9 protein-coding genes are annotated in these 11,635 nt (G+C 67.0%); 4 read left to right on the top strand and 5 right to left on the bottom strand.

The window, feature by feature from the left end; translation table 11 throughout:
• Positions 1-102 precede the first annotated feature (102 nt).
• Entirely contained in the window at positions 103-1,023 is a 921-nt protein-coding gene (locus V3B64_RS21290; protein ID WP_097049880.1) for a LysR family transcriptional regulator, read from the bottom strand.
• Between the two features lie 140 nt (positions 1,024-1,163).
• On the opposite strand from V3B64_RS21290, the gene V3B64_RS21285 reads away from it, so the two are divergent.
• Positions 1,164-1,865 (top strand): pirin family protein, encoded by a 702-nt coding sequence (locus tag V3B64_RS21285; RefSeq protein ID WP_012510689.1) that lies wholly within the window; start codon positions 1,164-1,166, stop codon positions 1,863-1,865.
• Between the two features lie 115 nt (positions 1,866-1,980).
• On the opposite strand, the gene V3B64_RS21280 is transcribed toward V3B64_RS21285, so the two are convergent.
• Complete coding sequence (locus V3B64_RS21280) at positions 1,981-4,185, bottom strand: TonB-dependent siderophore receptor (RefSeq protein ID WP_329914926.1); 2,205 nt, start codon at positions 4,183-4,185, stop codon at positions 1,981-1,983.
• Between the two features lie 147 nt (positions 4,186-4,332).
• Complete coding sequence (locus tag V3B64_RS21275; protein WP_329914925.1) at positions 4,333-5,028, bottom strand: alpha/beta hydrolase; 696 nt, start codon at positions 5,026-5,028, stop codon at positions 4,333-4,335.
• Between the two features lie 184 nt (positions 5,029-5,212).
• Here V3B64_RS21275 and V3B64_RS21270 point away from each other — a divergent pair, with 184 nt between their 5' ends.
• Entirely contained in the window at positions 5,213-6,352 is a 1,140-nt protein-coding gene (locus tag V3B64_RS21270; protein WP_049461323.1) for an MFS transporter, read from the top strand.
• A gap of 82 nt (positions 6,353-6,434) precedes the next feature.
• On the opposite strand, the gene V3B64_RS21265 is transcribed toward V3B64_RS21270, so the two are convergent.
• Positions 6,435-7,553, bottom strand: coding sequence for an alpha/beta fold hydrolase (locus V3B64_RS21265; RefSeq protein WP_329914924.1), 1,119 nt, complete (start codon positions 7,551-7,553; stop codon positions 6,435-6,437).
• Between the two features lie 185 nt (positions 7,554-7,738).
• On the opposite strand from V3B64_RS21265, the gene V3B64_RS21260 reads away from it, so the two are divergent.
• Positions 7,739-9,085: a cytochrome c gene (locus tag V3B64_RS21260; protein WP_329914923.1), complete on the top strand. Its 1,347-nt coding sequence runs from the start codon at positions 7,739-7,741 to the stop codon at positions 9,083-9,085.
• Complete coding sequence (locus V3B64_RS21255) at positions 9,082-10,008, top strand: c-type cytochrome (protein WP_329914922.1); 927 nt, start codon at positions 9,082-9,084, stop codon at positions 10,006-10,008. The genes V3B64_RS21260 and V3B64_RS21255 overlap by 4 nt, the downstream gene beginning before the upstream one ends.
• Before the next feature lie 12 nt (positions 10,009-10,020).
• On the opposite strand, the gene V3B64_RS21250 is transcribed toward V3B64_RS21255, so the two are convergent.
• Positions 10,021-11,550 (bottom strand): OmpA family protein, encoded by a 1,530-nt coding sequence (locus V3B64_RS21250; RefSeq protein ID WP_329914921.1) that lies wholly within the window; start codon positions 11,548-11,550, stop codon positions 10,021-10,023.
• Positions 11,551-11,635 lie beyond the last annotated feature (85 nt).

The raw sequence follows: 11,635 nt of genomic DNA, 5'->3' as shown, positions 1-11,635 counted from the left end.
CCCCCCCCCCACCTCCCCACAGGAAACCAGCTTCTGCTGTTGCTGTTGCTGTTGCTGTTGCTCCAGCTCGCAGCGGGTGCAGGGCGCAGCCCTGCCAAACCCCTACCCTTTGGCCATTGACTGCCACCACTGTGACAGCAGCTCCGGCCTGCGCAGGCGCTCTCGCCACCAGCGCAGTGCGGCACCATCCTCGCCGGTGCGCCAGGCCAGCCAGAAGGTCTCTTCCGGCTTGTGCTCCTCCACCTCGCGGATCACCAGCTGGCCACGCGCCACCGCCGCACGCGCGCAGGGCTCGGGCAGGAAACCGAAGCCCACGCCTTCGCACTGCAACTTCAGCTTGCTGGCCATGTCCGGCACCGTCAGCATCTCCTGCCCCATCAACAGACCGACCGTGCGCGGCAGCAGCCGCCGCGCCGAATCGGAGACCGCGATCGCGCAGTGCTCGACCAGCTGCTCGCGTCCGAGCACGCCCGGCACTGCAGCCAACGGATGACCGGGGGCGACCGCGAACACGAACTCCACCGTACCCAGCGGCTCGACCACGTAACCGCCGCCGCTGGGACCCTCGCCCGGCGCACCAACCAGCAGGTCGGCACGGCGGTCCAGCAAGGCCTCCCAGGTACCGGACAGGGCCTCGCCGATCAACCGCAGCCGGGTCGGCGCCTCCGCCTCACGAAACGCAGCGATGTCCGGGCCGAGCAGCCAGGTCGGGAACACCGAGTCCACCGCCAGGGTCAGTTCGGTCTCCCAGCCCGACGCCACCCGGCGCACCCGCAGTTCCAGCTCGCGGGCCGCGCGCAGCAGATGCCGCCCCTCGTCCAGCAGGGCGCGTCCGGCCTCGGTCGGCTCGGCGCGCGGGCCGACCCGGTCGAACAGCTGTACACCCAGGTCCTCCTCCAGCTTGGCCACGGTGTAGGAGATGGTCGAAGGCACTTTGTGCAGGGCCTTGCCGGCGCCGGCGAACGAGCCGCGGCGGTCGATGGCGTCCAGGATCTGCAGGGCATCGAGGCTGAGCTTGAGCATTCGAATTTTTCGATGATGACTGTCAAAACTATCCGTTTTTCAAACCCCGGGTGCAAGCGGATACTTCACTCCAACGGGTAAACACAGCGGCTACCAGCCCACCCCGCCCCATCGAAACCATCGAACAAGGAGATTCCATCATGCTGCAGATCCGCAAGAGCGCTACCCGTGGCCTGGCCGAGCATGGCTGGCTGTCCTCGCGCCATACCTTCTCCTTCGCCAACTACTACGACCCCCGCTACGTCAGCTTCGGCCCGCTGCGGGTGATCAACGAAGACAAGGTGATCGGCGGCCAGGGCTTCGGCACCCACAGCCACAGCAACATGGAGATCGTTTCCTATGTGCTGGGCGGCGCGCTGGAGCACAAGGACTCGATGGGCACCGGTTCGGTGCTGCGTTACGGCGACGTGCAGCGCATGAGTGCCGGCAGCGGTGTCAGCCACAGCGAGTTCAATCACTCCGCCGACGAGACCGTGCACTTCCTGCAGATCTGGATCTTCCCGGACGCGGAGAACATTACTCCGTCGTACGAAGAGACCCACTTCGCCCCGGAAACCAAGCGCGGCCAGCTGCGCCTGATCGCTTCGCCGGACGGTGCCGATGGTTCGCTGCGCATCCACCAGGATGCCCGCATCTTCGCCACCATCCTCGATGGCGGCCAGAAGCTGCACCACGCCCTCGGCAACGGTCGTGGCGCCTATGTGCAGGTGGCCCGAGGCCAGCTGCAGGTCAATGGCATCACACTGGAAGCCGGTGATGCGCTGCAGGTCAGCGACGAAGCTCAGCTGACCCTGGAGAACGGCAACGACGCCGAAGTGCTGGTGTTCGACCTGCCGCTGTAACGACAACGCCCGCGATGCCGAAAAGCATCGTGGGCGTATTTGTAGAGCCGAGCCATGCTCGGCTGCGGTTTGACAGCCAGCCGAGCGCGGGCTCGGCTCTACAGCACCACCGGCGTCAGAACTTGTACGTCATCGCCAACCGCACATTGCGCGGCTCACCCCAGGTGTAGGTGCTGTACCAGCTGAAGATCGTGTAGTAACGCTTGTCCAGCAGGTTGTTGACGTTGAGCGTGGCCGACAGGCGATCGTTGAATTCATAGCGCGCCATCGCATCCAGCAGCCAATAGGGCTGGGTGCGATGCACCACCTTGGCCTGCGTGGCCGGGTTGGTGATCTCACCGAAAGTGGAATCCTGCCAGCGCGCGCCACCGCCCAGCGTCAGCCCCTTCCAGTCGCCGCGCAGGCGGTAGCTGGTGTGCAGGCTGAACTGGTTTTCCGGCTCCAGTGTGGTTACCTTGGCACCGGCCTGGCGGGCGATCTTGTGCGAGAACCCACCCTGCACCTGCCAGCCTTCGGCCAGCTGGCCCGACATTTCCAGCTCGTAACCCTTGGTACGCACGCCCATCAGGGCGCGATAGGCATCCTGCCCGTCCGGTGTCTTGCCACCAGTGGGCTGGGCGAAGTTGTCCTGGTCGAGCTGGAACAGCGCCGCACTGGCGTTGAAGCGCCCATCGAGGAACTCGGCCTTCAGGCCCATCTCGTAGCTGCGGCCTTCCAGCGGATCCAGTGCCTTGCCCTGCTCGTCGCGTTCGCTGTGCGGTTTGAAGATGGTGCTGTAGCTGGCGTACACCGAATAGTGCTCACCGAGGTCGTAGACCACACCGGCATACGGCACGAACACGCCGGTCTCGCGCGTGTCCGGCGAGCGGTAGCTGGCCAGGCGACTGCCCACGATCACCTTCAGTGGATCGGCCACGTCGAAACGGCCGACCACATACAGGCCGTTCTCACGCGTCACTTCGTTGTTGCTGTAGCTGCGCTGCCACTCCGGCTCGGGAATGTCGCCATTCCAGGTTCTGTAGTCCGGCACGGTATCCGGGAACCCCGCCTGCGGGCCGTAGCCGGTATTGGTCCAGCGCTTGCGCGAGGCGCTGCCACCGACCACCAGCTCATGCTCCCGCCCGAACAGGCCGAAATGACCGCTCACATAGAAGTCGGCAGCATTGCTGACGGTCTTGCCAACGTACTTGCCGAGCCACAGGCTGACGCCCTCGCCGGTCAACGGATCGGGATTGCCGGCGGCGGCGCCGGCCAGTGCGGCGTCATAGCCGTTGACCTGGTGGTTGAGTTGCAGCTTGGCCACCCAGTCGTTGGCGAAGGTGTGCTCGAGCGTGGCAAAGCCGGTGCGCACATACTGGCGCCAGCCACTCCAGCGCGTGCCGTTGTTGAACGAACGCGGCATGTCATTGAAGTTGCCGGCACTGTCCAGAAGAGGGATGCCACCCCAGGTCGAGCCCTTCGGGTCGCTGTCCATCGTATCGCCACCCACGGTCAGCAGCGTGCGCTCGCCCAGATCGGCTTCCAGCACTGCGTAGCCCACCTTGCTGGTGCGCTGGTAGAAGTCGAGATTGGAATGCTTGTCCTGCCAGGCGCCCACCGCACGACCGCGCACGCGTCCATCGGCGGTCAACGGGCCGCCAACATCGATCTCGGCACGATAGTCATCCCAGCGGCCCACACCCAGCGTCGCACTGCCGGCGAACTCCTTGCCCGGCTTCTTGCGCACCAGGTTGATGGTCGCGCCCGGATCGCCCATGCCGGTGAGCAGGCCGGTCGCGCCCTTGAGCACTTCGATGCGGTCATAGATCGCGGTATCGCTGAGCGTGTTGCCCGCCGAATAGGCCGAGTCACGCGACATCGGGATGCCGTCGTACTGGAAGTTCTGCACGGCGAAGCCGCGCGCGTAGTACTCGGTGCGCTCGCTGTCGTAGGTGACGATGCTGATGCCCGGGGTCACCCGCATCACGTCATCGATGCCGTTCAGGCCAAAGTCGTCCATCTGAGCGCGGGTAATGACGCTGATGGTCTGCGGGGTCTGCCGTGGCGTCAGCACCAGGCGGGTGGCGGTGGCGATGGTGCCGGGCGTGTACGCGCCGCTGCCCTCGGTGATGGTGCCGAGCAGGTTGGCGGTGACCTGCACGGTCTGCAGGGTCTGCGACGCGGGGGCCTCGGCGGCCTTGTCCGGCTCGGCGGCGGACTGCGCGGCTGCGATGCCGCTGCTGGCCAGTGCAGTGATCAGCAGGCCCTGGGCAAGCGCCTGCGGCAACGCACGGCGACGCGGCAAGGGGGACGGAATACGGGCATCAGGCACAGACAGCACGACGGGACCTCCACGATCGGGTGGGATCCTCTGGCGGCGGCTGGAGGGAAGACGGGGACGCGGCCGGATGGCCGCAGGCGCAGGAGTGTACTCCCCTGCGCCCCGGCTGTCGTGCGATGTGCTGTGGTGCGGCGCGCTGCCGCAGGCTCAGCCGCCGATGGCGGCGCAGGCCTCCAGGATCATTGCGGTCACGTCCTTCGGCTGCGAGGCCAGCGAGGCATGGCTGGCATCCAGCTCCAGCAGTCGCTTGGGCTGCATGCGCGTGGCCATTGCCCTCTGGTTCTCCGGCGCGATCATCCGATCATGGCGGGACAGCTGGTACCAGCTCGGCTTGTGCTTCCACGCCGGGTCGCTCACCGCATCACCGAAAGTGCTGGCCAGCGGCGCCTTCTGGGTCACCGCCATCACCCGGCCCTCGTCGTCGCTCAGGTCCTGGCAGAAGCTTTCATGGAACTTGTCGGCGCGCAGCCACAGGTAACCATCACTGTCCGGCGCCAGGTTCGGTGCCGCTTCCGGCAGATGCTGCTGGGTGATGCCACCGGGGCTCTCGCCGGCATCCGGGGCGAACGCTGCGATATAGACCAGGCCCTTCACGTTGGCCTCGTTGCCGGCCTGGCTGATCACCGCACCACCGTAGGAGTGGCCGACCAGCAGCACCGGCCCGTCGATCTGCCGGATCATTTTCTGGGTGCGGCCGGCATCGTCGGCCAGCGAGGTGAGTGGCAGTTCCACCGCCTGCACGCGGTCATGGCCGTTGCGATGCAGCTCCAGGATCACTTTGGCCCAGTGTGCGGCCCCGCCCCAGAAACCATGGACGAGGAGGATGGTCGGTGTCGTGCTCATGTACGGATCTCCGGCAGCGGCCGGCGGAATGCCGACCGTGTCGCCACTGTCCGTCTTTGGCGTTAATCAGCGGTGACGCATTCGGGTCACTGCAATCGTATGCGTCGCTGGATGTCATGCATGGCACTTGCCGATCCCGCTTGAAAACGTTTTCATGGATGATCCCTGGAGCTTCGCACCGCGCATGACGCCTTCATCCCCACGTGCCCAACAGCACGCCACCCGTGCCGCCTTCTTCATCCCTGGATTCGCCACCGCCGCATGGGCGCCGATGGTGCCCTACGCCAAGGCCAAGGCCGGGCTGTCCGACGCCAGCCTCGGCGCCGTGCTGCTGTGCCTCGGGCTCGGCTCACTGCTGGCGATGCCACTGGCAGGTGCGCTGACCGGGCGGCTGGGATGCCGCCGGGTGATGGTGATCACCTGCGCGATGATGCTGTGCGCCCTGCCCTTGCTGGTGCTGGCGCCCTCTCCGGTAGCGCTGGGCGCGGCCCTGTTCGTGTTCGGCGCCGGCGTCGGTGCACTGGATTGTGCGATGAACATGCAGGCGGTCGCGGTCGAGCGCGACGCCGGGCGCGCGATGATGTCCGGATTCCATGCCTTCTACAGCATCGGCGGCTTCGTCGGCGCCGGCTGCATGACCGGCATGCTGATCCTGGGTACGCCGCTGTGGCTCGCCGCGTTGGTTTCCGTGGCCGCTCTGCTGCTGGTGGCAGTGCTGTCGGCACCGCACTGGCGCCCACAACGGATCCTGCATGAAGGCCCCCTGCTGGCATTGCCGCATGGCGTGGTGCTGTTCATCGGCGTGCTGGCCTTCGTGGTGTTCCTCGCCGAGGGCTCGATGCTGGACTGGAGCGCGGTGTTCCTCGCCGAAGTGCGGCAGGTGCCACGTGACCAGGCCGGTGCCGGCTTTGCACTGTTCACCCTGGCGATGACCGCGATGCGCCTGTTCGGCGACGGCATCGTCGAGCGCCTCGGCCGGACCCGCACCCTGGTCTTCGGCGGCATCACCGCTGCTGCGGGTTTCACCCTGGCGACGCTGGTGCCATCGTTCCCGGTGGCGCTGGCCGGCTACGTACTGGTCGGGCTGGGCTGCGCCAACATCGTGCCGGCGCTGTTCTCGATGGCGGGCCAACAGCGGGTGATGCCGGAGAGCATCGCCATCACCGCGGTCACCACGCTGGGCTACGCCGGCATTCTCGCCGGACCGGCAGCGATCGGCGCACTCGCACACGCTACCAGCCTCGGCTTCGCCTTCCTGTGCGTGGCCGCGCTGCTGCTGGGCGTCGCGGCGTCTGCGCGCTCGCTGGCAAGACGGGTGGCCTGACAGAAAAAAGGGGACGGAGGGGATTAAGTCGTTTCTGGCCCAGCTGTGCGGGAAACGACTTAATCCCCTCCGTCCCCTTTTCTCAGCTGCGTGTCAGCCACTCGGCCTGGGCCGGCAGCTGTGGTGCCGGGCACGCGCTCTGCGGATGGTGCTCGTCGCGCGCCATCCAGTCATCGACCACGCCCGCCAGCAGGTCCAGTCGCAGCGGCAGCGTGATGTGGTCCTCGCCGCGCATCTCGATGTAGTGCGCGCGCGGATTGGCCTGGGCCAGTTCGCGGCCCTGGCTGACCGGAATGTGCTGGTCGCCCTGCCCGTGCAGCAGCAGTACGCAGGCGCGGGTATCGGCCAGCGCGCGCGCCACGTCCACGCGGTCCAGGTCAACATCGATGCGGCGGCTGGCGGCGGCGATCACCTGGTTGATGTCCTGGCCGCCGTAGCGCCAGCGCGCGTACGACGCCACCGCCTGCGCCTTCAGGCCTTCCGGCTGCAGTCCCATCAGGTGCGGGATCATGGTGCGGATCGCCACACCGGCATTGGCGAACGATTCCATCGCCACCACGCCTTCCACCTGGTCGCCCAGCTTGTCGGCGGTGAACACCGCCGTGGCCGCGCCGTAGGACACACCGAACAGGTACAACGGACCGGTCACTTCACCGCGTGCACGCAGCTCACCGATCACATCAACCACGTCATCGGATTCGTAGGTGCCGTATCCGGACGGACCGGTACCGGACTGGCCATGGTTGCGCAGGTCCAGGGTGATCACGCGGTAGCCGGACTCGGCCAGCTGCAGCGACCACGGCAGCATCGAATCACCGTTCATCATCCAGCCGTGCAGCAGCACTACGGTGCCGCGCGGCGTCTGCGCGCGGAACGGCTGCGGCACCGCCAGGCTCAGGCCGGTATCCAGCGGCAGGCCGTTCTCATGGCGCTGCGGCAGGTAGTGGTAACGCGCGCCGTAATCGCCGGGATCGAACACACGCCAGAAGATCGGCACGCCATCGCGGCCCGGCGCGAAGCCATGGCGGTTGGGCAGTTCGGCGATGGCCGCGGCAATGCGCGGGCGATCGAGCAGGGTCGATACGCCACCCGGTGCGATCAGCCGATCGGCGAGTGAGGTGGACGAGGCATTGATGGAGGAGGAGCATGCAGCCAACCACAGGCCGGCGCACGCCAGCAACAGCAGCAGCAGGCGCTTCATATCACGTCATAGGGGTGAATCAGACAGGCTGGGACGTTAACGCCCCGATAGACCGGTCATCTATCGCGCGCGGATGACGGCTTGATGACAGCGCAGGAACGATTCAGCTTGGTGTACAAGCTGTATCCGTTCAGTCATTGATCCGGATCAATGAACGCGCGCGCGGGATTGCCCACAGTGCCGCCATGCGCACCTCGTTCAAGCTCGCCATTGCCCTGGCCGCCATGCTGGCCGCCGCCTACGGCATCGCCCGCACCACGCCCTACTGGTTCGCACCGCGACAGACGGCGCAGGTCGACACCCACGACCCGGCACTGATCGCGCAGGGGCAGTACCTGTCGCGCGCCGCCGACTGCGCCGCCTGCCACACCGCGCCCGGCGGCAAGCCGTTCGCCGGTGGCCTCGGCATGCAGACGCCGATGGGCACGATCTACTCGACCAACATCACGCCCGATCCGGACACCGGCATTGGCGCCTACGACTACGCGGACTTCGAGCGCGCGGTCCGTCGCGGCATCCGTCACGATGGGCAGCCGTTGTATCCGGCAATGCCGTATGCCTCATACGTGATCGCCAGCGATGCCGAGATCAAGGCGCTGTACGCCTACTTCATGGGCTCGGTGCAGCCGGTGAAGCAGGGCAACGCCGACAGCACGATCCCGTGGCCGGCCAACATGCGCTGGCCACTGGCCTGGTGGCAGCTGCTGTTCGCACGCCCGCGTACGTTCAACCCGGATCCGTCGCTGGATGCCGGCCAGCAGCGCGGCGCCGAACTGGTGGAAGGCCTGGCCCACTGCGGCGCCTGCCACACGCCACGTGGCCTGGCGTTCCAGGAAAAGGCGATGGCCGATGATGGCAGCCGCCAGTTCCTGTCCGGCTCGGTGCTGGAAGGCTGGTATGCGAAGAACCTGCGCAATGAATCAACCGGTCTGGCCAGCTGGAGCGAGGGCGAGATCGTCGACTTCCTGCGCACCGGCCGCACCGATCGCTCGGCAGCCTTCGGCGGTATGGCCGACGTGGTCGAGCACAGCACGCAGTACCTGTCCGACGCCGACCTGCTGGCGATGGCCCGCTACCTGAAACAGCTGCCGGCACGCGAGGGCCGCAACGCACAGTGGTCCCCGGGTACCGACACCACCACCGCCGCACTGCGCAGCGGCGACTATCGCGTGGCCGGCTCGCTGGCCTATGCCGAGCATTGCCAGGCCTGCCATCGCGCCGACGGCCGCGGCATGCCACGGGTCTACCCGGCGCTGGCCGGCAACTCGATCGTGTTCGCCGATGATCCCAGCTCGCTGGTACAGGTAACCCTGATCGGCGGCCGCACGCCGCATACCCCGCACGACCGCATGGCCTTCACCATGCCCGGTTTCGAGCAGCTGCCGAATGCACAGCTGGCACAGATCCTGACCTTCATCCGCAGCAGCTGGGGCAACCAGGCCAGCGCGGTGAGCGAGGTCGACGTGGCGCGCATGCGCCGGGTGGTGCGTGACAAGCCGGTGCACTACGTTCCGCAGGAGGCCGCACGATGAAACGTTCGCGCAAACGCTCCCGCCTGCTGATCGGCAGCATGGTCACCCTCGTGCTGCTGGCCGGCGCCGGCACCCTCGCCTATCGCCATCTGTACCCGGACCTGGATGCCGCCGTAGCCAGCACGATCGATATCCTCGATGCCCAGGGCAAGGTGGTCGGCCACTACCATGCACCCAGCGCCGAGGAGATCGCCGGGCTCGGCAATGCCGAATCGGTGATGCTTGGTCGCCGCCTCCTCAACGAGACCGCACGGCTGCTGCCGGACAACGTCGGCAACGATCTGAACTGCAATTCGTGCCACATGGCCGAGGGCAAGCGACCGTTCGGCAACCACTACTTCAATACGGGCGGCGGCGCCTATCCGCGTTACATGCCGCGCCCGGGCAAGGTGATCGGGCTGACTGAGCGCATCAATGGCTGCCTGCAGCGCTCAATGAACGGCAAGCCGCTGCCGAAAGACTCACCGCAGATGCGCGCCATGCTCGATTACATGGCGTGGCTGAGCAGTCCAGTGCCAGACGGTGCAAAGGTGGCCGCCCCCAGCGAGGGCCCCATCGACAGCACGCTGACCCCGGACCCGATCCGTGGCCAGGCGCTGTACGCCGTGCAGTGTGCCGCCTGCCATGGCGACAACGGCGAAGGCCGGCGCGACGCCAGCGGTGATATCGCCTTCCCGCCGCTGTGGGGCGACCACAGCTTCAACATCGGCGCCGGCATGGCGCGCCTGTACAAGGCGGCCGGTTTCGTCAAGCACAACATGCCGCCGGCGGTGACCCGCGAGCCGCCACTGGGGCAGCAGGTGATGCCCGACCAGGATGCGGTGGACATCGCCAGCTACTTCATCAACCAGCCGCGGCCGGACTTCGCCAACAAGGCCAAGGACTGGCCGCGCGACCCGAAACCCAAGGACGCGCGGTACTGAGGAGGGCGTGGTTCAGCGCTTGACCAGCTCGACCCGGCGATTGCGCGCTTTGCCTTGCTCGCTGCCATTGTCGGCTACCGGCCTGTCGGCACCGAAGCCGGCCGCCTGCAGGCGGTCGGCGGCGATGCCCTTGGCGGTCAACGCCGCCACCACCGACCGCGCACGATCCTCGGACAAGCTGCGGTTGTGCGCGGCCGCGCCACTGTTGTCGGTGTGGCCTTCAATCGACAGTTTCAGCGACGGGTCGGCACGCAGCAGGTCCAGCACCTGCGCCAGTTGCGGTTCGGACGTCGGCAGGATCTGCGCCTTGTCGGTGGCGAAGTTGACCTGGATCGCCACGCGGCCGTCGCTGTCCAGCTTCTTCTTCAACGCATCGGCCGGCAGCAGCGCCGCGGTCTGGGTGAAACCCTTGCGCTCGACCACGACCCAGCCTGCGCTGAGGTATTCGAGGCGAGCATGCACCCACACCTGGCGGCCATCAGCCAGATCGACGCGATAGACCACGGTGTCGTAGTTGTCCCAGCTGTAGCTGGCCGCGTTGCCGTAGGACGACTGCACCTGCTTCGACACGCCCTCGGCCGCCTCGTGCGGGATGCGCCCCACGAACACCTTGGTGCCGTTGACCTGGGCCATCATCGCCTCAAGGTTGCGGCGTACTTCATGCATCGAGTATTCGCGCTCGCCCTTGTCGAAATCGGCAGCGAAGGTGCGGCCCTCGACCGGTTCGAAGTGATCTCCGGTCCAGAACGGGAAGGCATCGAAATCACGCTGCTCGGGCGTGTTGCGCTCACGATAGCCGGCCGGCAGGGACAGGTGCGGGAAACGGTCCGACCACTGCGCGGTGGCCTTGAACGGAACGTCATCCACGACCACCAGACCGGCGCCGTTGCTGTCCACCGCCAGCTGCACCCACACGGTGCGGTTGGCCTGGCGCAGCACGTAGACGGTGGTGGGTGCGTCCTGTTCACCGTTCACCGCATCGATGAAGCCACCACCGATCTCGCCTTCCAGTTGCGGGCCGTAGTAGATGTCGCGCAGCAGCGTGCCTTCAAAGACCTTGCGGCCGCCAGCCGCGGTGATCACACCGTCGAAGTTGCGCTGCACTTCCAGCGCAGAGAACGCCTTGTCGGGGGCCACCTCACTGTCGGTCACGATGCGCGCCGACCAGCTCGGACCTTCCACCCAATGCACACCCTCGCCCATCCGGAACGGGAAGCGCGCCCAGGCGCGCGGGTGCGGGGCGTTCTGCGGCGCGTAGCCCTGCGGCAGGCTGAAGAACGGCAGTCCGCCCAGCGTGGTGTCGCTCAGCGGCACGCTGCTGGTGTCGAAAGGCACCAGCGGCACCGGCTTGCCATCGCGGTCGGTGAGTGCGGTGCCGTCGGCGGCGGCCGTTGAACCCGCTGGGGCGGCGGCCGGTGCTGCGGCCTCGTCCGCCGTGGCTGGCGCAGGCGGTGCCACCTCTCCATCCGAGGGCGTCCGGTTGCACCCTGCCAGCAGCACCAGGGCTGCACCTCCCAGCCAGATCTTCGATCGCTTCTGCATCGCCACCACCTCAGGTCCATTGAAGCGCCGAGCATACCCGAAGGCCGTGACCGCCCCCACAGTGCCATCGTTCCTGCGCTGCCAC

This window comes from Stenotrophomonas sp. SMYL86 (genome assembly GCF_036320025.1).
In the GTDB taxonomy this organism is placed as follows: Bacteria; Pseudomonadota; Gammaproteobacteria; order Xanthomonadales; family Xanthomonadaceae; genus Stenotrophomonas; species Stenotrophomonas maltophilia_A.
Note: the sequence above shows the minus strand (reverse complement) of the source record. Positions and strands in the feature narration are given on the sequence as shown.